25 protein-coding genes are annotated in these 23,694 nt (G+C 73.4%); 13 read left to right on the forward strand and 12 right to left on the reverse strand.

Going from position 1 to position 23,694, the window contains the following annotated elements; translation table 11 throughout:
* Positions 1-40: 40 nt before the first annotated feature.
* Positions 41-430, reverse strand: coding sequence for a tautomerase family protein (locus AB0J69_RS24710; RefSeq protein ID WP_364121447.1), 390 nt, complete (start codon positions 428-430; stop codon positions 41-43).
* 1 nt (position 431) lies between these two features.
* Positions 432-1,001, reverse strand: coding sequence for a TetR/AcrR family transcriptional regulator (locus AB0J69_RS24715; RefSeq protein WP_364121450.1), 570 nt, complete (start codon positions 999-1,001; stop codon positions 432-434).
* Positions 1,002-1,058: 57 nt separating this feature from the next.
* Between AB0J69_RS24715 and AB0J69_RS24720 the strand changes: the two genes are divergently transcribed.
* Together AB0J69_RS24720 and AB0J69_RS24725 are read left to right on the forward strand one after the other, a co-directional pair.
* Positions 1,059-1,577, forward strand: a complete 519-nt coding sequence (locus tag AB0J69_RS24720; RefSeq protein ID WP_364121452.1) for a hypothetical protein — start codon at positions 1,059-1,061, stop codon at positions 1,575-1,577.
* Between the two features lie 99 nt (positions 1,578-1,676).
* On the forward strand, positions 1,677-2,498 hold the full coding sequence (locus tag AB0J69_RS24725; RefSeq protein WP_364121455.1) for an SAM-dependent methyltransferase: 822 nt from the start codon (positions 1,677-1,679) through the stop codon (positions 2,496-2,498).
* A gap of 207 nt (positions 2,499-2,705) precedes the next feature.
* Here AB0J69_RS24725 and AB0J69_RS24730 read toward each other — a convergent pair whose 3' ends face one another.
* From AB0J69_RS24730 to AB0J69_RS24750, 5 genes are all read right to left on the reverse strand, one after another.
* Positions 2,706-4,028 (reverse strand): NAD(P)/FAD-dependent oxidoreductase, encoded by a 1,323-nt coding sequence (locus AB0J69_RS24730; protein WP_364121457.1) that lies wholly within the window; start codon positions 4,026-4,028, stop codon positions 2,706-2,708.
* Positions 4,029-4,078: 50 nt separating this feature from the next.
* Positions 4,079-4,624: a PadR family transcriptional regulator gene (locus AB0J69_RS24735; RefSeq protein ID WP_364121460.1), complete on the reverse strand. Its 546-nt coding sequence runs from the start codon at positions 4,622-4,624 to the stop codon at positions 4,079-4,081.
* A gap of 72 nt (positions 4,625-4,696) precedes the next feature.
* Positions 4,697-5,155, reverse strand: a complete 459-nt coding sequence (locus AB0J69_RS24740; RefSeq protein ID WP_364121463.1) for a nuclear transport factor 2 family protein — start codon at positions 5,153-5,155, stop codon at positions 4,697-4,699.
* 69 nt (positions 5,156-5,224) lie between these two features.
* On the reverse strand, positions 5,225-5,989 hold the full coding sequence (locus AB0J69_RS24745; RefSeq protein WP_364121466.1) for an SDR family oxidoreductase: 765 nt from the start codon (positions 5,987-5,989) through the stop codon (positions 5,225-5,227).
* Between the two features lie 35 nt (positions 5,990-6,024).
* Positions 6,025-6,984 carry an NADP-dependent oxidoreductase gene (locus AB0J69_RS24750; protein WP_364121469.1) on the reverse strand — a complete coding sequence of 320 codons (960 nt, stop codon included), beginning with the start codon at positions 6,982-6,984 and terminating at the stop codon, positions 6,025-6,027.
* Positions 6,985-7,142: 158 nt separating this feature from the next.
* On the opposite strand from AB0J69_RS24750, the gene AB0J69_RS24755 reads away from it, so the two are divergent.
* From AB0J69_RS24755 to AB0J69_RS24800, 10 genes are all read left to right on the forward strand, one after another.
* Positions 7,143-7,529, forward strand: coding sequence for a helix-turn-helix domain-containing protein (locus AB0J69_RS24755; protein ID WP_364121472.1), 387 nt, complete (start codon positions 7,143-7,145; stop codon positions 7,527-7,529).
* A gap of 131 nt (positions 7,530-7,660) precedes the next feature.
* Positions 7,661-8,881, forward strand: a complete 1,221-nt coding sequence (locus AB0J69_RS24760) for a histidine kinase (RefSeq protein ID WP_364121475.1) — start codon at positions 7,661-7,663, stop codon at positions 8,879-8,881.
* Entirely contained in the window at positions 8,878-9,543 is a 666-nt protein-coding gene (locus AB0J69_RS24765) for a response regulator transcription factor (protein ID WP_364121478.1), read from the forward strand. Before AB0J69_RS24760 ends, AB0J69_RS24765 begins: the two co-directional genes overlap by 4 nt.
* Positions 9,544-9,692: 149 nt before the next feature.
* Positions 9,693-10,463: an ABC transporter ATP-binding protein gene (locus tag AB0J69_RS24770; RefSeq protein ID WP_364121486.1), complete on the forward strand. Its 771-nt coding sequence runs from the start codon at positions 9,693-9,695 to the stop codon at positions 10,461-10,463.
* Positions 10,460-12,940 (forward strand): FtsX-like permease family protein, encoded by a 2,481-nt coding sequence (locus tag AB0J69_RS24775; RefSeq protein WP_364121488.1) that lies wholly within the window; start codon positions 10,460-10,462, stop codon positions 12,938-12,940. Before AB0J69_RS24770 ends, AB0J69_RS24775 begins: the two co-directional genes overlap by 4 nt.
* A gap of 108 nt (positions 12,941-13,048) precedes the next feature.
* The gene (locus AB0J69_RS24780) at positions 13,049-13,915 is read left to right on the forward strand and encodes an aldo/keto reductase (protein ID WP_364121490.1); all 867 of its coding nucleotides are present in this window, start codon (positions 13,049-13,051) and stop codon (positions 13,913-13,915) included.
* A 59-nt stretch (positions 13,916-13,974) separates the two neighbouring features.
* A complete protein-coding gene (locus tag AB0J69_RS24785; protein WP_364121493.1) occupies positions 13,975-14,565 on the forward strand; it encodes a helix-turn-helix domain-containing protein in 591 nt (196 codons plus the stop codon).
* A 101-nt stretch (positions 14,566-14,666) separates the two neighbouring features.
* On the forward strand, positions 14,667-14,927 hold the full coding sequence (locus AB0J69_RS24790; RefSeq protein WP_364121496.1) for a sigma factor: 261 nt from the start codon (positions 14,667-14,669) through the stop codon (positions 14,925-14,927).
* A gap of 300 nt (positions 14,928-15,227) precedes the next feature.
* The gene (locus AB0J69_RS24795; RefSeq protein WP_364121716.1) at positions 15,228-16,034 is read left to right on the forward strand and encodes a LysR family transcriptional regulator; all 807 of its coding nucleotides are present in this window, start codon (positions 15,228-15,230) and stop codon (positions 16,032-16,034) included.
* Positions 16,035-16,216: 182 nt separating this feature from the next.
* Positions 16,217-16,666 carry an SRPBCC domain-containing protein gene (locus AB0J69_RS24800; RefSeq protein ID WP_364121499.1) on the forward strand — a complete coding sequence of 150 codons (450 nt, stop codon included), beginning with the start codon at positions 16,217-16,219 and terminating at the stop codon, positions 16,664-16,666.
* A 3-nt stretch (positions 16,667-16,669) separates the two neighbouring features.
* Here the strand turns inward: AB0J69_RS24800 and AB0J69_RS24805 are convergent, their stop codons facing one another.
* From AB0J69_RS24805 to AB0J69_RS24820, 4 genes are all read right to left on the reverse strand, one after another.
* Positions 16,670-19,828 carry a BTAD domain-containing putative transcriptional regulator gene (locus AB0J69_RS24805; protein WP_364121501.1) on the reverse strand — a complete coding sequence of 1,053 codons (3,159 nt, stop codon included), beginning with the start codon at positions 19,826-19,828 and terminating at the stop codon, positions 16,670-16,672.
* Positions 19,829-20,002: 174 nt separating this feature from the next.
* On the reverse strand, positions 20,003-20,857 hold the full coding sequence (locus tag AB0J69_RS24810; protein WP_364121504.1) for a sulfite exporter TauE/SafE family protein: 855 nt from the start codon (positions 20,855-20,857) through the stop codon (positions 20,003-20,005).
* Positions 20,858-20,897: 40 nt separating this feature from the next.
* Positions 20,898-21,869, reverse strand: a complete 972-nt coding sequence (locus AB0J69_RS24815) for a hypothetical protein (protein WP_364121507.1) — start codon at positions 21,867-21,869, stop codon at positions 20,898-20,900.
* Between the two features lie 378 nt (positions 21,870-22,247).
* Positions 22,248-22,472, reverse strand: a complete 225-nt coding sequence (locus tag AB0J69_RS24820) for a hypothetical protein (protein ID WP_364121509.1) — start codon at positions 22,470-22,472, stop codon at positions 22,248-22,250.
* Between the two features lie 255 nt (positions 22,473-22,727).
* Between AB0J69_RS24820 and AB0J69_RS24825 the strand changes: the two genes are divergently transcribed.
* Positions 22,728-23,099, forward strand: coding sequence for a helix-turn-helix domain-containing protein (locus AB0J69_RS24825; RefSeq protein ID WP_364121512.1), 372 nt, complete (start codon positions 22,728-22,730; stop codon positions 23,097-23,099).
* Positions 23,100-23,103: 4 nt separating this feature from the next.
* On the opposite strand, the gene AB0J69_RS24830 is transcribed toward AB0J69_RS24825, so the two are convergent.
* Positions 23,104-23,667 carry a dihydrofolate reductase family protein gene (locus AB0J69_RS24830; RefSeq protein WP_364121514.1) on the reverse strand — a complete coding sequence of 188 codons (564 nt, stop codon included), beginning with the start codon at positions 23,665-23,667 and terminating at the stop codon, positions 23,104-23,106.
* Positions 23,668-23,694 lie beyond the last annotated feature (27 nt).

Raw genomic sequence — 23,694 nt, forward strand, 5'->3', positions numbered from 1 at the left:
GGAACACACCTCAGGGTGCGCGCGGCGACGGCCGTCCGCCTCAGGACGGCTCGATGTACTGCGCCACCCCGTGGCCGAAGGACCAGTCGGCGGACTCGTTCTCGGTCAGGGTGACGAACACGTTGCGCGGCTCCGTGCCCGCGTAGTCGTGGGCGAGCTCGGCGATCCGCCGGTAGAGCGCCTGCTTCTGCGCGGGCGTGCGGCCGGAGCGCAGCGTGATCGCGACGTACACGAGCCCGTCGTCGCGGTGCACGCCGGGGAAGTCGTCGTACCGCAGCGTGCTGGTCCTGCCGTCGTGGCCGGTCAGGACCTGGAAGCGGTCGTCGGGCGGGATGCCGACGGTCTCGACGAGGGCGTCGTGCACGGCGCGGCCGAGCGCGTCGAGCCGGTCGATGTCGGCGGTCAATGCGTCTATGCGGACGAAGGGCATGTCAGGCGTTCTCCTTCCGGAGGGTGAGCAGGCCGAGGGCGCCCTCGACCGCCTGGGCGTACACGTCGGCCGAGCCGGCGGCGCGAGCCAGCACGTAGCCGCCCTGCAGCACCGCGACGAGCGCGGTGGCCGTGGCCACGGGGTCGAGCCCGGCGTCGAGCTCGCCGCTTGCGCGGCCCCGCGCCAGCAGCCCGGCCAGCCGGTCGGTCAGCCAGGCGAAGGTCTCCTCGATCGGCCGGCGCAGGTCCGGGTCCGCCATCACGGCGTGGTCCTGGGTGAGGCGGCCGACCGGGCAACCCTTCAGCGCGTCCCGTTCCCGCCGCAGGTAGGCCGCGACCCGCTCGACCACGGTGCCGGGGCCGGCGAACGCGGCCTCCGCCCTGTCCCTCAGCTCCTCGGCGCTGCGGCCGATCGCGGCCAGCGCCAGGTCGGGCTTGCCGTGGAAGTGGTGGTACATGCTCCCCTGGCCGGCGCCGGACCGCTCCTGGATCGCCTTCGGGCTGGTGCCCGTGTAGCCGCGCTCCCACAGCAGCTCGCGGGTGCTCTGAATGAGCCGTTCCCTCGTGTCCATGACGACGAGCATACATACCAGTAGGTACAACGCGTCCGGGCCGGTACGATCGGCCGGATGGACGATCATCTCGCACCTCTCCGCCTCCTCGCGGGCGCCCCCGGCGCGGGCAAGACGACCCTGCTCCCCCACCTGCTCAGGGCCGCCGGCGGCCTGGCCGTGATGGACATGGACGAGCTGCTCGAGGACGGCGAGCTGATCGGGGTGCCCATCGCCGAGCCGGCGGCCGCGCCCGTGTGGCCGGCCTACGACCGGATGTGGCGGCGCATCGTGACCATGGTGCGCCGGGCCGGGCACCCCGTGCTGCTGCTGTGCCCGATCCCCGACGCCGCCGAGGCCGCGCCGGGGGCGCGGTGGGTGGGGCCGGTGCGCTGGGCGCTGCTCGACTGCCACGACGACGAGCGCGTACGCCGGTTGCGGGAGCGCGGCGCGCCACCGGAGTGGATCGACGACGCGGTGGCGGACGCCACTCAGGGGCGCGCGCTGATCCCGACCGTGTTCGAGTCGGGGTGCGAGTCGGGGCTCGAGTCGGGCGGGGACCTGGCGGCTCAGGTGCTCGCCTGGGCGCGCGCCTGAGCGCGGGCGATCCGGTGAACGGCGCGGATTCTGCGGTGGAAGATCACAAGAAGGCCGGGTTTCCTCGTATGATCCCGTGCAGGCGAGGAAGGCAGGGCAATGGCGGACGAGCAGGCTCCACCGGGCATCGACCCCACGATTCCCAGTGTCGCGCGGATGTACGACTACTACCTGGGCGGGAAGGACAACTTCCACGCCGATCGGGAGGCGGCCGAGCAGATCGTCGGGCTCGCCCGCGAGAGCGGCGCCGACGTGCGCGAGATGGCCCGCGCCAACCGGGGCTTCCTCATTCGCGCCGTACGGCACATCGCCGAGTCCGGAGTGCGGCAGTTCCTCGACATCGGCACGGGCCTGCCCACGCAGGACAACGTGCACCAGGTGGCGCGGCGCGCCGCACCCGGCTCGAAGGTCGTGTACGTCGACAACGACCCGATCGTGCTGACCCACGCCCAGGCCCTGCTCGCCGACAACCCCGACACCTTCGTGCTCGACGGCGACCTGCACCGGCCCGCGGACATCCTGAAGGCCGCGGCGGCCCACCTCGACTTCAGCCGCCCGGTCGCGATCGTCGTGGCCGCCGTCTTCCACTTCTTCCAGGACGACGACGAGGTCGCCGCGATCGTCGCCACCCTGCGCGACGCCCTGGTGCCCGGTGGCCACCTGGTGATCTCGCACAGCTACATCGAGCCGGAGGCCGGTGAGGCCGACAAGATGGCCGAGGCCCAGGGCGTCTACCGGCGCTCCGCGTCGGGGTCCATCGCCTGGCGCGACCGCGAGACCGTACGAGGCTATTTCGACGGGCTGGAGCTGCTGGAGCCCGGGGTCGTACCCGTCCAGGACTGGCGCAACGACGACCCGTACGTGCCGCCGGGCCTGGCCAAGGGCGGGGTGCTGGCGGGCGTCGCCCGCGTCCGCCCCTGACGATCACGTCGTCGAGCCGGCGGGCGGGCCGGAAGGCCGGCGGAACGGAGCACGCCGCGGCGGCGCTCCTGGGGTCCCCGTGCGGTCGACGTCCCCCGGCGCGGTGCGGCCGGCCGAGCCGGTCGGCTCGAACCCGGTCGGCTGGAACAATCGCGGGCGGCGGCCTCGCGATCGCCGGAGTCGTTCTCTCCCGCGCGGGCGGCGACGTCAGTGCTCCCCGAACACCGCCCGGCCGAGGGGCGGGACGGCTCCGCAGGCGCGGAAGAACCACCGGCTCGCCGACCGTCTGACGGGGCTGCGGGCGATCGCGGCGCCGGTGTTGCGGACGACCTCGCGGACGGTCCGGAACCCGTGGCGCAGCATCTCCGCCTCGTACGCGTGCAACGCCTGCCGCAGCGGCATGTCGCCGCGGTCGGCGGCGGTGAGCGCGGCGCAGAGCCGGTGCGCGTCGCGCAGCGCCGTGTTGCCGCCGAGCCCGCCGACCGGGGGCATGTGGTGCACGGCGTCCCCGAGCCCGGTGACGTTGCCCGTCTGCCACGGCCGGAGGGGGACGGCCGCGCTGAACTCGGTCTGGTAGAGGGTGTCCGGGGTCGAGTCGGCGAGCAGCCGGCGCAGGTCGGGATGCCAGCCGGCCGTCCGCCGGGCCAGCAGTTCGCGCACCGCGGCCGGATCGGCCTGGGCCTTGGGCGTGAAGTCCGCGGGCAGGGAGTCGCGGTGCGCGATGAAAGCCCACAGCACGTAGTCGTCGTCATGCGCGTCGGCCAGCAGGCGGTCGGGGTCCAGGCCGAGCTCGCGTACCCGGTCGCCGAGCCGGGCGGCGATCGACGCCGGGGCCTCGCGCCTGTGGAAGATCGCGGTGAACAGGAAGTCGCGGGGTGGCCAGAAGACGTTCATGCCGGCCAGCAGCCGTTGCGGCAGCCATCGCCGGGTGTCCTCGGTGAGGAAGAGCTTGCCGGCGACGGCCGTCGCGGGCAGGGTGGCGCGGCCGGCCGCGGGGTGGAGCTGCGCCCATACCCGGGAGCCGGCACCGTCGGCCGCGACGAGCACGTCGGCGGTCGCGGTGGTGCCGTCGGCGAACGTGGCCGTGACCGTCCCGTCGTCCGTCGGGGTGAAGCCGGTGCACTCCTTGCCGAAGCGGACGACGTCGTCCAGGCCGGCCAGCAGCAGCCTGCGCAGGGTGACGCGGCTGACCGCGTGCCGGCCGGTCGTGGGGTCCAGCGGGTCTGGTTCGCGGTCGTTCCGGCCGATGCGCACGAGTGGCCGCATCCGTTCGTCGAGGAAGCTGATGCCGGGGCCCGGATCGCCGGCGGTGGCCACCAGCAGCTCCCACAGGGCGGGTGGCAGGCAGGCGTGCAGGGCGAGGCTCCCGGCCGGATCGATGTTCAGCCGGAAGCCCTGGAGCCGTGAGTCGGCGGTGCGGTCGCGTTCGTACACGGTGACCGGCACGCCGGCGCGTCTCAGGCCCTGCGCCAGGCAGAGCCCGCCGATCCCGCCGCCGATCACGGCGACGTTCAGGCGCCGAAGGGACATGGTTCCCGCCTCCTGGTAGAGGGCGCGGCTTCGAGGCGCGCCCGAAGCCGTCAGGGCTGTCCGGTCGTGTCCGTGAGCTCCGCGAGCAGCCGGTCGTGCCAGGCCAGCTCCGTCTCCAGGCGCATCAGGGTGTAGTCGAAGGCGACGGCCTCCAGCCTGGTCAGGTACGGCTCGGCCTCGGTGCGCAGGTTGCGCCAGAAGCCGAGCTGGGTGGCGTAGGCGTCGCGCCGCCGCTGGACGGCGGCGCGCAGCTCGTCGGGGCCGATCTCGCCGCCGTGCAGGAGCACCAGCTGGATCGGATCCGGCCGGAGTTTCGTGTCGGCGAGGACGGATCTGATCAGCGAGACCAGCTCCGCCCGGCCCTTGCCGGTGATGCCGTACACCGTGCGGGCTGGCAGGTTGCCTTCCTGCTCGGTGCGGACCACCTCCACCACGCCTTCGTCGGCCATCCGGCGCAACGCGCCGTACAGCGACCCGGGCTTGACGTCCGCCCACAGCTCGACCCGGTCCACCTGCGCGGCGGCCCGGATCCGGTGCCCGTGCATGGGGCCGCCGTCGGCCAGGGCGCCGAGGATGAACAGACGGGTTGCTCGCATATGAGTACTCAAACACGAGTACCTCCGGTCGCGCAAGGAGAACGCTCAAAAGACCGGCATTTTGGATCGACCTCACACGGGAGGCAGGCCGCCCTCGAAGACCTCGAGCTTCAGGCGATCCAGGCGCAAGCGGCTGATCAGCCACTTGCCATCGATCTTCCGGTATTCCTCGTGGTAGTGCCCGTAGCCCCGCATTCCCTGCGGCAGGCCGTCCTTCTCGGGCCATTCGAGATAGTCGTCCATACTCCAGACACCGGTGGCGGTGTCGGGACCGGTGATGTCGATCTCGGGCATGAAGCCCCGGTGGACCGCGATCGCGTTCCCGTTCCAGCCGCTGGTGATGCGGACCAGCTCGGCGGGATCGCGGAGCACCGTCCCGTCGACTTCGAGGTGGATCTCCGGTGTGAACAGCCTGAGCCATCCGTCCCAGTCCTTGGTGTCATGGAACCGGAAGTAGCGCGCCTTGAGCTGCTTGATCTCTTCGATGTCGACAAGGCGCCGCAACGCGTCGTCGTTGCCTGTCGCGTTCATGTGGTGAACCCTCCTGCGGTTGCCGTGACGGAGTCACGGAGCATGAATTCGATCGTTCGCCGCCGCTCGTCAGGCGGCGGTCATCCCGCCGTCGATCGCGAGCGCGGCCCCGGTGATGAACCTGGCTTCGTCGCTCAGCAGGAACGCCACGAACGCCGCGATCTCGTCCGGCTGGGCGATCCGGCCGAGCGGGTGCATCGCCGCGGCCGCGCGCAGGGATTCCTCCGGCGTCGGGCCCAGGTTGGCCCGCGTCAGCGGGGTGTCGACGCCGCCGGTGACCAGGGCGTTGATCCGTACGCCGGCCGTGGCCACGTCGAGCGCCGCCGAGCGGGTGAGCCCGACCACGCCGTGCTTGGCGGCGCTGTAGGAGGCCATGCCCGCCGCTCCGGTGACGCCGAGGACGGAAGCGTTGTTCACGATCGCGCCGCCGCCGGCGGCCCGCAGCGCGGGGATCTGGTGCTTCAGGCCGAAGAAGACGCTGCTGAGGTTGAGCGCCAGGTCGGCCTGCCAGGCGTCGCCCCCGATGTCGGTCACCGGGCCGATCGCGGTGGCGGCGCCGACGTTGTTGAAGGCGCCGTCGAGCCGGCCGTACCGCTCGACCGCCTGCCGGACCAGCGCCGCCGCCTCCGCCTCCACCGTCACATCGGCGGGTACGAAGGTGGCCTCGCCTCCGGCGGAACGCAGCTCGGCGGCCAGCGCGTCGCCGGCGTCCTTGCCGCGTGCGGCCAGGACGACTCGCCCGCCCTCGGCCGCGATCCGCTCGGCGGCGGCACGGCCCATGCCGGAGGTGGCGCCGGTGATCAGGATGACTTTCCCTGCGAAACGTGCGGACATGACTGCTAACTCCTTGTCAGTGATGGTGAGTGATGTCAGAAGGTGAGCACGAGCCGGCCGCGCAGCCCGCCGGCCTCCAGGCGCCGGTGCGCGGCGGGCGCCTCGGCGGCGGGGAGGGTCGCCGCGATGCGCGGGGTGAGCACGCCGGCCTCGGCCAGCCGGCGGATCTGGTGCAGCTTGTCGGTCCGGCCCGCGTAGTCGGGGACGAACGGCGTCCGCACCGTGATCCGGCCGTTGCCGTCGACCTCGTGGGCGCCGGGCTCCCCGCTGCTACGGAACCGGGCGTACGTGCCACCGTCACGTACGGCGTCGAGGAGTCGCGGCCCGACCAGCGCGGTGTCGGCGATCGCGGCCACGCCGTCGGGATACCGGTCCCGGATGCGTCCGGCGACATCGGACCCCCGGGGCACCACGTCGGCCGCGCCGGACAGGCGGACCAGGGACTCGTCGGCGGGCGCGGCATCGGCGACCACGGTCAGCCCCGCGTGCCTGCCCAGCTGGACCAGGTACCCGCCGAGCGTCCCGGCGGCCCCGATCACGGCCAGGACCGAGCCGGGGGCGAGCGCCAGCCGGTCGAGCGTCAACTGCGCGGTGAGCCCGTTCATCGGCAGCGTCGCCGCCGCCGCGTGATCGGTGCCCGCGGGCGCGGGGACGACCCAGCCGGCCGGCAGCACCACGTACTCGGCGTAGCCGCCTGCGGCCGGGCCGAGCGGCATCACCATGGCCATCACCGGCTCGCCCGGGGACAGCTCGGTCTCCGCCCCCGGGCCGATCTCGTCGATCACGCCGGCGATGTCCATCCCGGGCACGTACGGAGCCGGCACCCCGGCAAGGGCCCGCGCGTGCACGCCGGAGCGCAGCAGCGTGTCCGCCGGATTCACCGCGGCCGCGCGCACCCGCACCCGTACCTCACCGGGCCCGGCATGCGGCTCCGGCAGGTCGACGACCCGCAGCACGTCGGGCCCGCCGAACTCATACAATCCGATTGCTCGCATAGTCGCAGCTCCAAGATGGTTCTCTTTGTATACCTGGTTCGCATTTCGTACCTTGACAGCGCTGCGGCGAACGTGACAAGAGAGCACTTCAACGTGCCCAGGTATCCCCGAAAGAACCACCCTGTGCGGAACCAGGTATCTCTCGTATACTGGGCGACATGGCGCATCCGATCACGGAGCTGGACGACACCGCCGCCGATCTGTGCGAGCAGGGCCGCGACCTGGTTCGCGACGTTCTCGAACGGATCGGTGACAAGTGGTCGGTGGTCGTCATCTGCCAGCTGGGCGACACCACCCGGCGGTTCAACGAGCTGCGCCGGATGAGCGAGCCCATCACCCAACGCATGCTCAGCGCGACACTGCGGGGGCTGGAGCGGGACGGCCTGGTGACACGGACGGTCCACGACACCAAGCCGCCGCGAGTCGACTACGCGCTGACCCCGCGCGGGTTCAGCCTGCTGGAGGTCGTCCGCGCCCTGGCCGGCTGGGCGGAGGACAACGCCGCCGGCATCCTGGACTCGAGGACCGCCTTCGACGCCCGCTGATCCGGGCGCACCCCACCAACCAGGCGATCGAAGGGCTGGGCCCGCAGCGATCTGCGGATACGTCGCAGCCGGCTGACTGCGACCGTGGTCGGATGGCGGCGGGTCCGATCTCGTCTACGGTGGTGTGCGCCATGCCTTCTCCGCACCGCTCCGCCGCCGGCCGGCTGCTCCTCGACGCCCACCCCGCCGGCCTCCTGCTCCTCGACGCCCGGCTCGCCGTCGGGTTGGCCGCGGCCGGTATCGCCGTCTACCCGCACCTGCCCAACACGGTGCTCGTCGTGGCGATGTGCGCCCCGCTGGTGCTGCGCCGGGCCCACCCGTGGGCGGCGCTGGCCGCGTCGACCGTCGCGGCCGTGGTCCACGTCGTGGTGCTGGCCGATCCGACGCTGTCGGTCGTGGCGGTGCCGGTCGTGGTGCACAGCCTGGCCCGCTGGTCGAGGATCTGGCCGGCCCGGGCCGCTCTGGCGGTGGCGCTGACCGGGGCGGTGGTCGGGCCGGCCCGGTGGCTGACCAGCCGTCCCGAATTGCCGACCCTGAGGGACTGGGTGACCGCGATCGCCGGCAGCGGCGCCGTCGTCGTCGCCGCGTTCGTCGCCGGCCGGCGGACCCGCGAGCGGGAGGAGCTTCGGGCGCGGCAGGAGTGGGAACGCGCCGAACGGCAGCGGTTGGCGCTGGCCGAGCACGAACGTGCCGGCCAGGCGGCGGCGGCCGAGGAGCGCACTGCGGTGGCCCGGGAGGTCCACGACATCGTCGCGCACTCGCTGTCGGTCATCGCGGTCCAGGCCGAGGGCGGCCGGGCGCTGACGGCGCGGCACCCGCAGCGTGCCCCGGAGATCCTGGAGACCATCGCTGAGACGGCCCGGGAGGCCCTCGACGACCTGCGGGAGCTGGTCGCGATGCTGCGCGGCGACGGACCGGCGGCGGCCGACCGACCGGAAGCCAGTTACCGGCCGGCGCCCGGGATCGGCGACATCGACGAGCTGGTGTCCCGGCTCGACGGCCGGGTCCGGCTGCGGGTCGTCGGCAACCGGCGGCACGTCGGCCCGGTGGCCGGGATGACGGTCTACCGCCTGGTCCAGGAGAGTCTGACCAACGTGCTGCGGCATGCCGGGCCTGACGCCGCGGTCGACGTACGGCTCGACATCGGCGAGCGGGCGATCGACCTCGTCGTCCGCGACGACGGGTACGGCGCGGCGTCGGCCACCGACGGCCGGGGCACGGGCCTGGCGGCGATGCGGGAGCGGGTCCAGATGCACGACGGCACCCTGACCGCCGGCCCTCGCGCCGGCGGCGGCTTCGAAGTGCACGCGGTCCTGCCGGCGCACCGTGCGACGGGATCGGCGGGCGGATGACGCTCGGCCTGTTCCTCGTCGACGACCAGCGGCTGGTCCGCGCCGGGCTGCGGATGATGATCGAGACGCAGGACGACCTGACCGTGGTGGGTGAGGCCGGTGACGGCCGGGAAGCCGTCACGAAGCTGCAAGGCGTCGACGCCGACGTGGTACTGATGGACGTCCGGATGCCGGTCATGGACGGCGTCGAGGCGACCAGGCGGTTGACCCGGCTCGGGCATCCGGCGCGAGTGCTCATCCTGACCACGTTCGATCTGGACGAGTACGTGTTCGCGGCGCTGCGCGCCGGCGCGGCCGGGTTCCTGCTCAAGGACGCCCGCCAGGAGGAGCTGCTGGCGGCGGTCCGCGGCGTTGCCGCCGGCGGCTCGGTCGTCGCGCCGTCCGCGACCCGGCGGCTGATCGCTCACTTCGTCGACCGGTTGCCGGGCGGGCCGGCCGCCCCCGACGAGCGCCTCGGGCTGATCACTCCCCGGGAGGTCGAGGTGCTCGACGCGGTCGCGTCCGGCGCCACCAACGCCGAGATCGCGGCCCGGCTGCACATGGCCGAAGGCACGGTGAAGACCCACATCGGCAACCTGCTGTCGAAGCTGCAGTGCCGCGACCGGGTCGCCTTGGTGCTCTTCGCGTTCGAGGCCGGCGTGGCCACAGTGGACCGCCGGTAACCCCCGGCCACGTCATCCCACGACCCCGACGGTCCTACGACCACGGTCGTAGACGCCGTGCCGAGGTCCGGACCGTGGACCGATCTGTTCCTGCCCGCGGCTGCCTACGTTGGCACGCAACGGAATCAGCAGCGACAGACGGGGTTTTCATGACCGCACACAGCTCCGCCGTGGACCGCAGAGAGCCGCAGGACACGACATCCGCGGCCGCCGCACGGGACCTCACCAAGACCTACGGCACCGGCGACACGGCCGTACCCGCGCTGCGTGGCGTCACGGCCGCCTTCGGGCGCGGGACGTTCACCGCCGTCATGGGCCCGTCCGGCTCCGGCAAGTCCACGTTCATGCACTGCCTGGCCGGGCTGGACCGGCCCACCGGCGGCCAGGCCTACATCGGCGGCCAGGACATCTCCGCGCTCGACGACCGGCAGCTGACCCGGGTCCGGCGGGACCGGATCGGGTTCGTGTTCCAGTCGTTCAACCTGCTCCCGACGTTGACGGCGGTGCAGAACATCCTGCTGCCGCTGGATCTCGCGGGCCGTCCGGCGGACCCCGCCCGGCTCGCCGCCGTCGTGGACTCGCTGGGTCTCGGCGACCGTCTGGACCACCGTCCCGCCGAGCTGTCCGGTGGGCAGCAGCAGCGGGTCGCGATCGCGCGTGCCCTGGTGACCGGACCGGAGGTGGTCTTCGCCGACGAGCCGACCGGCGCCCTGGACTCGCAGACCGCGGCGACCTTGCTGGGCTTCCTGCGCCGCTCCTGCCGTGAGCTGGGCCAGACGATCGTGATGGTGACCCACGACCCGATCGCCGCGTCGTACGCCGACCGGGCGCTGCTGCTCAGCGACGGCCGGATCGTGGACGAGCTGAACGACCCCACCGCGGACGCGGTCCTGGGAGCGATGCGGAGGCTCGCCGCATGACCACCGGCCGTCAGACCCGCTTCCCCATGGCCCGCACAGCGCTCGCCGAGTTGCGCCACAACCCGCGCCGCGTGATCGCCGTCGTCGTCGCGATCATGATCAGCGTCGGTTACCTCACCGCCTCCGTCACCGTCCTCGCCGGTGAGACGGCGGCGTTCGAGCGGAGCGTCATCGCCCGGACCGCCGGGACGGACGTCGTGGTCACCGTCGGCACGGGCGACCCGGCCGCGCACGCCGGCCTGGTCGCCCGGATCACGGACGTGGCCGGGGTCGCCTCGGCCGACCTCAGCTTCCTCTCCCGCGGACGGGTGACCGGCTCCTCCGAGTACGTGCAGCAGCAGTCGGTGCCGGCCAACCCGAAGCTGCGCTGGACCGACCTGACCGAGGGGCGCTGGCCCGGGACGCCCGACGAGATCGTCCTCACCACCCTCACCGCGCGGCAGCTCAACCTCGGCGTCGGCGACCGGATCACGATCAACGACAGCAACTCCTCGGCGACGCTGACCGTCACCGGCCTCACCCACGAGGGCAACCAGCTGCTGGCCGGACTGGCGCAGTTCTCCTTCGTCGCGCCGTCGTTCTACTCCGCCGCGGACTCGATCCACACGTCGCTGCAGACCGAGATCCTCGTCATCGGCGACGGCACGGTCCCGCAGGACCGGCTCGCCGAAGACGTCAAGGCGGTGGCCGGAGGCGACCGGGTGGAGACGTCCTCGGGGTTCACCCAGCGCAAGATGGCCGAGAAGACCCAGGGCGTGTTCCTCTTCCAGCTCCTGCTGCTGGTGTTCGGCGCGGTCGCCCTGCTGGTCGGGGGCATCATGATCGTGAACACGTTCCTGATCCTGGTCGCACAGCGGCGCCGGCAGATCGGGCTGCTACGGGCGGTCGGCGCCCAACGCGGCCATATCCGGCGCGGACTGCTCGTCGAGGCGACCGCGATCGGCGCCACCGGGGCGCTGCTCGGCGTCGGGCTCGGCGTGGCGCTCTCGGCCGTGGTCGCGGTCGTGCTGGGCGGGCCGCTCACCGTGCCGGCCGGGCAGGTGACCGCCGTCGCCGTCGTCGGGGTCGCGATCGCGGTGCTGTCGGTACTGGTGCCGGCGCGACGGGCGGCCATGATCGCACCGCTGGAGGCGCTCCGCACCGTCGCCGGCGACGCCACCGGACGCCGGACGTCACTCGTCCGCCGCACCGGTTCCCTCGCCATGGTCGTCCTCGGGCTGGCCGCGATCGGCCTCGGCTTCACCGACACCGCCTTCGCGCTGCTGTACTCCGTCGCCGGGTCGTTCGTGTGCGCCGTCGGGCTGCTCTCCGCCGTCGGGTTGTACCTGCCCGCGCTGCTGCGCGGCCTGGGCTGGACCCTGCGTCGTACCGGCCCGACCGCGCGGCTGGCCATCGACAACACGCTGCGCAATCCCGGCCGGGCGGCCGCGACCGGTGCCGCGCTGATGCTCGCCGTCGGGCTGGTCGTCGCCCTCCAGGTCGGCGCGGCGAGCATGAAGGCGACGGCCGACAGCAACCTCGACGCCCGCTTCCCGGTCGACGTCACCGTGTCGATGTTCGACGGGCCGCTGCCGGCGCGCGCAGCCGACGACATCGCCGCGGTCGCCGGGATCGCCGACGTCACGGGGGTACGGTCGGCGCGGGTCACCTTCGAAGGCGGCGGGAAACCGAAGCGCGTCCGGGCGCTGGGTCCCGACGCCGACGCGATGGCCCTGGTGTCGGTCCCGCACCCGCCGATCACCGCCGGGGTCATCCTCGCCGACCCGTACCTGCTCTCCGACGCCGGCATCCGGGCCGGCAGTCCGGTCACCGTCACCGGCCGGTCCGGGTCGGTCACCCTACCGGTCGAGGCCGACCACCTCGCACCCGCCGACGCGCTGATCGTCGCGCCCCGCGTCCTCTCGACCCTCGACGGCGGCGCCCCGGTCGGAACGGTGTGGGCGAAAGCCCGGCCGGGGGCCGACATCACCGAGCTGCGGTCGCAGCTGCGTACCGTCGTCGAACCCCTCACCGGCGCGGAGGTCGGCGGTGGGCTGTCGGCGAAGGCCGTCTACCACACGGCCCTGGACCGGCTGCTGGCGCTGACCACCATGCTGCTCGCGGTGGCGGTCCTGATCGCGCTCGTCGGCGTCGGCAACACCCTCGGCCTGTCGGTGCTCGAACGTACCCGCGAGTCCGCGCTCCTGCGCGCCCTCGGACTGCAACGCCGGCAGCTGCGCTGGATGCTCGCCATCGAGGCGGCCCTGCTCAGTCTCGCCGGCGCCGCCGTCGGCATCGCCGCCGGGACGTTCTTCGGCTGGATCGGCGCCCACGCGGTCAGCGGCCAGCTGAACCTCGAGAACATCCAGTTCGCCATGTCGGTGCCGCAGACGCTCGGGGTCACCGTCGTGGCCGCCGTCGCCGGTGTCCTCGCTTCGGTCCTGCCCGGCCGGCGGGCGGCCCGGGCGACGCCGGTGGACGCTCTCGCCGAGACGTGACAGGGCGGGCCGCGACCGGGGCGAACCGCTCGCGATCGGCGCTCCGCTCGCCGAACGTGTCCCCGGCCGGCTTGACCTGGAGTGCGCTCCAGCAGACAAGGTGTTGCCATGCACAACGCCATGCCAACGCGCGCCATCGGAAACCTCCAGGTCGGGGTCATCGGGCTCGGGGCCATGCCCATGTCGGTGGCCGGTCACATGCCCGACGAGGCGCAGTCGATCCGTACCCTCCTCGCGGCCCTGGACGCCGGTGTCACCCTGATCGACACCGCCGACGCCTACACGCCCTCCCACGAGGACGTCGGCCACAACGAACGCCTGGTGGCCCGGGCCCTGTCCATGTGGGGCGGGGACGCCGGCACCGTGCTCGTCGCGACCAAGGGCGGCCACACCCGCACCCCGGGGGGCTGGGACGTCGACGGCAGCCCGTCGTACCTGAAGGAGGCGTGCGACCGCTCGCTGAAGGCCCTCGGTGTGGACAGCATCGGGCTCTACCAGCACCACCGTCCCGACCCGAAGGTCCCGTACGCCGAGACGATCGGCGCGCTGAAGGAGCTGCACGACGCCGGCAAGATCCAGCGGGCCGGCATCTCGAACGCCGACCCGGAGCAGATCAGGCTCGCCCACGACATCCTGGGTGACCGCCTGGTCAGCGTCCAGAACGAGTACTCGCCGCGGTTCCGCTCCAGCGAACCCGAGATCGACGTGTGCGCCGAGCTCGGGCTGGCCTTCCTGCCGTGGTCCCCGCTCGGCGGCATCGGCCGCACCGGGGAACTGCGCGAGCGCAACGCCGCCTTCACCGAGATCGCCGCCGCGCACGGCGTCTCGCCGCAGCAGGTCTGCCTGGCCTGGGAGCTGGCCCGCAGCCCGGTGGTCATCCCGATCCCCGGCGCCAGCCGCCCCGAGACCATCCTCGACTCCGTCGCCGCCGCCACGCTGGAGCTCAGCGCGGAGGAGCTCGCCCGCCTCGGCTAGTTCCTTGATCGCCTCTTGCGGCGTCCCAGGGGGCCGATGCGACTAGCATCGGGATCCCTATGGTGGAGGAACCGGGGCGCCGGGAACGCAAGAAGCAGCGCACGCGGGAAGCGCTCATCGCCGAGGCGTTGAGGCTGTTCGAGCGGCAGGGATACGACGGGACCACGGTCGCCGAGATCGCCGCGGCGGCCGACGTGTCCACCCGCACCTTCTTCCTGCACTTCCCCACGAAGGAGGACGTGCTGCTGGCCAACACCGAGGTCCGGATGGACCTCGGGCTGGCCGCGCTCGCCGGGCGGCGCCCCGGCGAGGAGCCCGCCGCACTCCTGGCGCGGGCGATCGAGGAGATGATCGCCCGCACCTGGGAGGCCGACCTGGCCGGCGGGCCCGCGCGGCTGCGGGCCGACGTGCTGGCCTCCTCGCCCGCGGCGCAGGGCCGGCTGCTGCAGCGCTTCCTGGCCGCGCACGCCGAGCTGACCGACGCGCTGCTCCGGGCCTGCCCCGAGGAGCTCGACCGGGTGGGCGCGGCGGCCCTGGTCGGCGGCATGTGCGGCGCGGTCGGCGGCGCCGCCCTCACCAGCCTGCGCCAGGGAGACTCTCCCGAGCAGGTCCGCGACGCCATGCGGCGCGCGATCGACCTCTACCGCTGAACGGTTCGCGACCACCGGCACGCGCGGCGGGATCCGCCGCGGGCCGGGGTGCAACCTTTCGCCCGCCGGATGGCGTTGGGAACGGGCGAGAGGAGAACACATTGGACCGTCACGACGGCTTCCGCGAGTTCGTGCCGGCCCGCCAGCAAGCTCTGATGCGGACCGCGTACCTGCTCACGGGAGACGCCCATCTCGCCGAGGACCTGCTGCAGAGTGTGCTGGTCAAGGTTGTCGGGCAGTGGGGCAGGCTGTCCAGGGGCGGCAGCCCCGAGGCCTACACCCGCAAGGCTGCCCGGTCGGCAACGTCAAGAGCCAGACGCACCACGCGCTGGCCCGCCTGCGCACGATCGCTCCGGAGCTGATCCATCTGCTGTCCGACCCCCAGATCGAAGAGGTGGCGCGATGACGAGGTTGCGTGAGGCGCTGGGCGACCTCGCCACCGAGGCTCCCCTGGTGCACCTGGCCGATGTGGCCATCGCCGGTCACCGGCGCCGGAGGCGGGCCACGGTGGGGCGGCAAGCCGGTGCGCTTCGACGGCGTGTTCATCAATTTCAGCGAGGTCGCGCCGGACGGCCGGACGGTGGCCGCGTTCGACACGAAGGACCGCGGCAACCCGCGCGGCGGCCCGCGTCCACGTCGCCCAGCCCGCCATCAGCCAGCAGATCGCCCAGCTCGAACGCGAACTCGGCGAGAAGCTCTTCGACCGGACCGAGCGCCAGGTCCGGCTGACCGCTGCCGGGCAGGCCTTCCTGCCCCACGCCCGTGCCGCCCTCCAGGCGGCCGCCACCGGCCGGGACGCGGTCAGCGCGCTGCGGGGCGTCCTGGCGGGACACCTGGCCATAGGCACCGTCCCGGCGCCCCCGGCGACGCTGCTCGACCGGCTCGGCCACTTCCGGCGCCGCCACCCCCGCGTACGCTTCACCGTACGCACCGGCGACCCGGAGCAACTCGTCCAGCAGGTGGTCGCCGGCGACCTCGACACCGCCCTCATCGGCACCGCGGGCCCTCGCCTGCCCGCCGGTCCCGCCGGGCAGCGACTGCCTGCGACGCTGGCCGCCCGTGAGTTCGGCCATGAGCCTCTCGTGATCGCCGTCGCCGCCGGCCACCCGCTCGCCGCCGGCGCCGACGCCGCTCTCAGCGACCTGCACGAGCAGCCCCTCGTCACGCTCACTCCCGGTACCGGGCTGCGTGCCGCGCTGGAGCATGCCTGCGCCGAAGCAGGCCTGACCCCCGACGTACGCGCCGAGACCGACGACCTGGCCCTGCTGGCCGAACTGGTCGAGCACGGCTTCGGCATCGCCCTCATGCCGCGCTCGGCCGCCCGGCGCCTGGGCCCGCGACTGGTCGCCCTCCCCTTGCGCCACCCCACCCTGGGCCGTCCTCTGACGCTGATCTGGCGCCGCGACCACATCACCGCGCAAGCCCGGGCGTTCCTCGAAACGGAACCTCCGGCCACACCCGCACCCTGACGGCTCCGTCCGATGGCGGCGACCCGTTCTGAGCCGCGCAGCCCGTGCCGAACAGCAGGTGGACGACCGCGCAGTCACGTGATCATCGCCCACCCTGTCACGGGCGTAAGCCCACAAGAAGGGGATCTTAAGCGTGGCCCGGCACCTTGGAGTCATCGAAACCGAGCACGGAAGGCAGAACGATGACCCAGACCGCCGAATACGAGATCACTCGCCTCTTCAACGCCCCCCGCGAGCTGGTCTGGGCCGCCTGGACCGAGCCCGAGCGCTTCTCGCGGTGGTTCGGCCCCCGGATGCTGGCCACTCCGGTGGACCGGATCACTCTGGGCACCCGGCCCGGCGGGAGCTGGCATGTCGCGCTGGTGGGAGACGAGGGATTCGAGGTGACGCTCGGCGGGACGTACCGGGAGGTGGAGGGGCCAGGGCGGCTCGTCTTCACCACCGGCGACCCCGACAATCCCGGCGAGGGGCCGGCGTCCGTGGTGACGATCGACTTCACGGCGGTGGACGGCGGCGAGCGGACGGAGATGCGCTTCCACCAGTACGGCGTCAACACCGACCAGGAGCACGCCGAGCAGGCCAAGGAGGGCTGGATCGAGTTCTTCGACCGCCTGGCCGAGCAGGTGGACTAGAGATCACGTCATCAGCTCGTGCGCCTCGTCGAGCTTGTGAGTGGCACCCTGCTCGTAGGCCGCGTCGAACGTCTCCTCCCCCAGCGCGTCGCGCACCACGGCCGCGACGCGCTCGATCTCGCTCAGCTCCGACGGGCTCCCGGGAGTCTGGTTGTGTTCCCTGGCCGCTGCCGCCAGTCCCAGCAGCCTGGCGGCCTGCTCGGTCGGACCAGAGGCGTGGGCCGCGGCCTCCACGGCCCACGCCGCCGTCCTGGGGTCGCCGATCTTCCGGGCGGCGGCCAGCGCCTCCCTGTGCAGCTCCATGGCCGCGGCCGGGTCGCCACGCAGCTCGGTGAGGTGGCCCAGCTCGATGAGCGTGGTCGGCAGGTGCAGGTCCGGCTCGATGCCCGGGTCGCGCGGCACCCCTTCGAGCAGGTGGCGCAGGTGCGTCTCGGCCAGGTCCAGCCGCCCGGCCCGGCGCGCGGAGAAGGCGAGGCCCATCTCGGCCATGGTCTCACCCTCCTTGTAACCCTGCCCGATGGCCAGCTTCATGGCGCGTTCGCAGAACTCGATGGCACGGTCGTAGTCGGTGGTCTGCATGGCCATCCAGCCCAGCCAGGCGATGCGTTTGGCGACCTCCGGCCACAACCCCAGGTCCTCGGCCATGCGCAGTCCCTCGCCGAACAGCCGGTTGGCTCGCTCGGAGTCGCCGGCCATCTCGGCCAGCCCGCCGAGCCACTCCGTGGCGCGCAGCAGGCCCCAGCGGTCGCCCAGCTCGGTGAACAGCCGCGCGCTCTCCTCGCCGTCGCGCTCCAGCGCCACGACGTCCCGCTGCGTGAACGCGTCCCTGGCCTGCCTGCTGAGCACGACGGCGATGCCCCACCGGTCCCCGACGGCCCTGAATGTGGCCAGCGCCCTGCGCGCCAGCTCCTGCCCGGTCGCCATGTCCCTGATGTGCAGGGCGACGAACAGCTGGGCCCTGGCCCTCTCGCCCGGGTCCTCTACTGCTTCGACCGCCGCCTCCCACGCGACGTCCTCGCCCAGCATGACCGCGAACCCGGCCTCCCAGGCCGCCGCCCTGGCCCGGCCGGGAGCGGTCTCCCCCTTGATGGCGAGCGCGGTCGCCAGGGACCGCCTGCCCTCGGCCAGCCTGCCGCGCAGGACCCAGTACCAGGCCAGCGCGTTCACCAGCCGCGCTGCGCTCTCGCCGTCCCGGTGGGCGACGGCCGTGTCGAGTGCCGCCCGCATGTTGGCGGCCTCGGCGTCCAGGCGCAGCAGCCAGTCGCGCTGAGCGTGCCCGTACAGTCCCGGTTCTGCCTCTACGGCCAGGGCCAGGTAGTGGCGCAGGTGGGCGAGGCGTACCCGGTCGAGCTCGCCGGCGTCGGACAACCTGGCCACGCAGTACGCCGACACCGATTCGAGCAGCCGGTACCTGACTCCGGCCGGGGCGTCCGCGACGACCACGAGCGAGCGGTCGACCAGGCGTACGAGCAGGTCGAGCACATCGAGACCGGCTTCCGCGCAGACGGATTCCGCGGCCTCCAACGTGCACCCGTCGGCGTGTACGGCCAGGCGGCGCAGCACCACGCGCTCGTCCTCGGACAGCAGGTCCCAGCTCCAGTCGATCACCGCGGTCAGCGTCTGCTGGCGGGCCGGGGCGCCGCGCCGCCCGCAGGCCAGCAGCCGGAACCTGTCGTCCAGCCGGGCCACCACGCCCTGCACGCCGAGCGCCCGCACCCGCGTCGCGGCCAGCTCCAGCGCCAGCGGGATGCCGTCGAGCCGCCTGCACAACTGCGCGACGGCCGCCGCGTTGCCCGCGTCGAGGGCGAAGCCGCGGGTGGAGGCGGCGGCCCGGATCACGAACAACCTGACAGCGTCGGACCTGGCCATGGTCGCCAGGTCGGCGGCGGTGGGGACGTCAAGCGGCGGCACGCTCCACAACACCTCGCCGGCCACGGCCAGCGGTTCCCGGCTCGTCGCCAGGATCCGCAGGTCAGGGCAGGCCCGCAGGAGCACCTCGGCCAGCTCGGCGACCTGGTCGACCACGTGCTCGCAGTTGTCCAGCACCAGCAGCATCCGCCGGGGCCTGAGCGCGGCGGCCAGCTGATGCGCCAGCGCCCTGCCGGCCTCATCCCCGACGCCCGTGGCCTTGGGAGCGGCGTCCTCACGGATGTCCAGGGCCGCCATGACGGCCTCGGCCGGGAAGCGTAACCCCTGGTCCAGCGCGACCAGCCAGGCCCCGTCCGGGAAGCCGTCCACCAGCCGGTTCGCGGCCTCCAGCGCCAGCCGGGTCTTGCCGACCCCGCCGGTGCCGGTGAGCGTCACCAGCCGTTCGTCCCCGACCAGCGCGCACAGCTCCGCCAGGGCCTCGTCCCTGCCGATCAGCTTGCTGACGGAGGCGGGCAGGTTCGTCACGGGCCGTTCGGCGGGCACGCTCAGCGCCGGGTCCTGCCCGAGGATCGCCTGGTGCAGCGCCACCAGCTCGGGGCCGGGGTCCAGCCCGAGCTCCTTGGCCAGCCGGTCGCGCAGCTCGCCGTACCCCGCCAGGGCCTCGCTCTGGCGTCCGGCGCGGTAGAGGGCCCGCATGTGCACGGCACGCAGCCGCTCCCTGAGCGGATGCCGGGCCACCAGGTCGCCCAGCTCGCCCACCAGCAGCCCGTGCTCGCCAAGCTCCAGCCGCGCTTCGGCGTGCTGCTCCAACGCCGACAACCGCTGCTCCTCCAGCCGGAGGATCGCCGACCTGGTGTACTCCTCGTCCGCGAAGTCCGCGAACGCCGAGCCCCGCCACAACGCCAGCGCATCGGCCAGGAGCCCCGCCTTGGTCCTGGGGCTGTCGGCGGCCTCGGCCCGCGCCAGCAGCGCGGTGAAGCGGGTGGCGTCGACGGCCCCGTCGTCGGGGCGCAGTTGGTAGCCGGGGGCGCGGGAGACGACCAGGTTCTTCCCGCCGGGCTCGGCGTCCTCCAGGGCCTTGCGCAGTTGTGAGACGCGCGCCTGGAGCGTCCCCACGGGATTGCCCGGCGGCTCGTTCCCCCACAGGTCGTCGACCAGCTGGTCCACGGACACCGGACGGCCCTCGTGGACGAGCAGGTCCACGAGGACGGCCCGAACCTTGAGACCGGGGATGGTGACGGCATCCCCCGCGTCGGTCCACACGGCCAGCGGTCCCAAGACTCCAAAACGCATGCTCGTCACCTTATGTGCGGCCGTAAACGCACGAAAAGAACATTTGACGACCCCTGCAGCACGGCGGGGGGCGACTGCGTCGATCGACCGGCTCCCCGCTCGGCAGCCGCCCGCACCCTGCCGGCACCGCGATCACGGCGACCGGCAGGACGGCCTTCCCCAGGGGTGATGCCATCACCCGGCCGTACCGCTCCCAGCGATCTTCCCGCCGGGTTCCGGCACGGCCTGGCGGGCCAGCTTGACCGCCGAGACCAGCAGGATGACGGCCAGGCCCGGGATGAGGACCGCGTCCGGCAGCACGCCCAGCAGCAGGCCGCCCAGCAGCGCCCCCGCGACGGAGCCGGCCGCCATGATCGCGGTGAAGCGCAGGTTGGCGCCCAGGACGGCGAAGCTGCTGTCGCGGCTGTAGCGGGCGAAGGCCACCAGCATCGTGGGCAGCGACACCAGCAGCGACAGGCTGCCCGCGACCTTGATCTCCACGGCGTACAGCAGCACGATCGTCGGGATCAGCAGCTCCCCGCCGGCCACACCCATGATGGCGGCCACCACGCCGATGCCGAACCCGGCCGCGATCCCCGCCACCACCCGCACCGGGCCGGGCAGCGCCACCGCGCCCAGGACGGTGACGTGGGTGAGGACCAGGGCCGCGGCCATGAGCACCAGCAGCCCGGCCAGCACGCGGTACAGGGTGGCGGTCCGCATCCGCACCGCCCAGGACGCGCCCGCCCACGCCCCCACCAGGCTCCCGGCCAGCAGGTTCACCGCGACCGTCCAGTAGGCCCCCAGCTCGGCGAGCGGGACGGCCGCCAGCCGGGCGGGCAGCGCGGTGACCACCACGACCAGGCTCATGGCCTTGTTCACGATGACCGCCGCCAGCGCGGCGAACCCGAACAGGCCGATGAGCAGCGGCAGCCGGAACTCCGCGCCGCCCAGGCCGATCATCCCGCCCAGCGTGCCCACGGCCGCCCCCGCGGCGAACACCACCGGCGACGAGCGGATCCCGCCCGATTCTCCGCCGGATGCTCCCATTTCGCCTCCCGGGGGCATGACGTGCGCGGTGGTCGTCCGGTCAGGTGGCCCGGCCGCGCAGGAGCTCGGTCACGGTCGTGGCGCGCATCAGGTACGGGTCCAGCAGCTCGGCCCGTGCCCTCGGCATGCCGCCGGCCAGCGCGGCGTCGGTGAGCGCGGCCCTGAGCCACCGCACGTCCACGGCCTGCCCGTCGGCCCGCCGGAGCAGCGGCTCCCCGGGGGTCCGGGCCGACGACAGGGCGCGCAGCAGCGGGCGGACCGGCTCCGGCACCGGGAAGGCGACGAGGTCGCCACGGCCGTCGTGCACGGTCACGATGGCGGGCTCGCCGGCGTTCACCGCCCGCAGGTCCTGCAGGGTCAGGCCGGCCAGGGCGTCGGCGGTGGCGCCGGTGGCCTCCAGCAGCGCCACGGCAGCCGCCTCGGCGGGGCGGCCGTCGGCGGCCAGCCGGGCGATGCCCCGGCGCAGCTGCCGCCGGTCCTCCCGGGTCAGCGTCCGGGTCTCGCCGGGCACGGAGTCGTGGCGGACGGCGCCGCTGCGCCAGGCGTGGGTGTAGAAGGACGACAGCACGGCGCGTTTCCTGGCCACGGTGGCCGGGGCGAGGGGCCTGCCGGGGGTGCGTACGCCGATGGTGAGGGTGCCGGCGAGCGCGCCGGCGCAGTAGGCGTCCAGGTGGGCCCCGGTGACCGCGAGGGGGTCGAGGTCCGGCTCCACGGCGTGCAGCCAGCGCAGGAACGCGGCCAGGACCTGCAGGCGGGTCTGGCGGGTGGCCGGGGACGGCCCGTCCAGCAGCCAGGCGGCGACCGTGCGGCGGACCCGCGGGGCCAGGGCCTCCACGAGGCCGACGTCGGCGGCGGGCACGTCTCCGCCGTCACCGGGACGGTGGCGCGGCCGCAACCCGCCGATCGCCCCGACCCCGGCCGCCTCGGACCCGCCCGCCTCGGACCCGCCCGCCTCAGGACCGCCCGCGTCGAGACCGCCGATCCTCGGACCGCCCGGCTCCGCTGGGCCCATCTCCGCTCGGCCCGCCGCAACCGGTCCCGTTACCGTCTCGCCCGGTCCCGCTGCCGCCTCGGCCGGGCGGGCTACGGCCGGGACCGCCGTAGCCGGAGTCGCCGTGGCCGGAGTCGCCGTGGCCGGGGCCGCCGTGGCCGGGGCCGCCGTGGCCGGAGTCGGCGCAGCCGGGCGCGGGTCGCGGCCCGGGCCCTCGGGTCCGCCTAAGAACGCGGCCCGCAGGCTCGCGGCCGGTCCGGAGGCGTCGTCGATTCGGGGCATGCTCAGCACTCGACCGTACCCACCCTCACAGCGGCAACAGAGGCGTCGGTGGCCGTCGCGCGGGCGTGAGCGCCCGGGCGGCTGGAGCCAGGCAGTCCAATCATGATCTCGATCTTCTCACGGAGCGGCCCCCAGGAACGGCAGCACGCGCGGCAGCACCTCGGCCGTCCGCCGCAGGGCCCCGCCGTGGTCGGCGTCGGGGACCGGGAAGAACCCCACGCCGTGGGCCCGCGCGTAGTCCCGCATCGGGTCGTGCCACGGATCGGCCGTGCCCGCGTACATCAGCGTCGGCACCCCGGAGGCCGCCAGCTCGCCGCCCAGGCCGGGCTCGCGCGAGAACATGTCGTAGGTGGCTCGGTGCGCGGCCGGGTCGCCGGCCGTCCGGGTCGAAGCCGCCGGCCACCAGCCGGGTCAGCCGCTCGGGCGCGTTCGCGGCCACCGCGTAGCCGGTCATGGCGCCCAGCGAGTACCCCCCAGAAGGCGGCGCGGTCGAGGCCGAGGTCGTCCAGGACGGCGGTGACGTAGCGGGCGCGGCGCTCCAGCGCGTACGGCACCCATCCTGCGGCATGCTCGACCCGTTGAGAAGGAGGCACTTTCTTGTCGCGACGGAACACCGCGGTAACGGACCAGGTCGACGAATGCCCGCTCCCCCAGGTGCTGGCGTTGATCGGCGACAAGTGGTGCATCCAGATCCTGGTCGAGCTGGGCCTTGGGCCGCGCCGGTTCAGCCGGCTCGAGCGGGCGATCGAGGGCATCAGCCGCCGCATGCTGACGCTCAACCTGCGCAACCTCGAACGCAACGGCCTGATCACCCGTACCGTCCGCCCCGACTCGCCGCCGAGCGTCGAATATGCCGTCACGCCACTGGCCGAGGACATCCGCGAGCCCCTGGAGGCATTGGCGCAGTGGGCCCGCCGCGCCATCCCGTCGCTGGTCGCGGCGAGGCGGGACTACGACAGCCGCAGCTGACGGCTCAGGAGCGCTCCGGCTCGTAGTGCAGCGCGGTGATCCCGCACTCGAAGGCGCGGGCGGTGACGAGGCGGAGCCGCTGGTTGGTGTCGAGCTTGGGGAAGACCGGCATCCCGGCGCCGATCGCGGTCGGGTTGACGAACAGGTGCAGCTCGTCGAGCAGGCCCTTGGCGATCAGGTTCGAGACGAAGGTGCCGCCGCCGTAGGCGATCAGGTCGCCGCCGGGCTGGGCCTTGAGCCGGTTCACGATCTCGGTCAGGTCGCCGCCCGCGACGGTGGCGTTCGCCCAGGGCGACTCGGTGAGGGTGTTGGAGACCACGACCTTGGGCGTGTTGTTCATCCAGTCGATGGACTCCTTGGACTCGTGCTCGGGCTCGGAGGCCCAGGCCGGGATGAAGCCCTCGGCGAGCTTGCGGCCGAGCACGATGCAGTCGACCGGCTCGGTGAGCGCGTCGATGTAGGTGTTGATGTCGTCGCTCCACGGCATCTTCATCCAGTCCATCTCCCCGTTAGGGCCGGCCATGTAGCCGTCGACGGTGGTCTGGACCTGGAGCTTGAACGTACGCATGGGGTTCGTCCTTCCGGTGTTTCCGTG

Origin of the sequence: Nonomuraea sp. NPDC049709 (assembly GCF_040674815.1) — a bacterium.
Lineage (GTDB): Bacteria > Actinomycetota > Actinomycetes > Streptosporangiales > Streptosporangiaceae > Nonomuraea.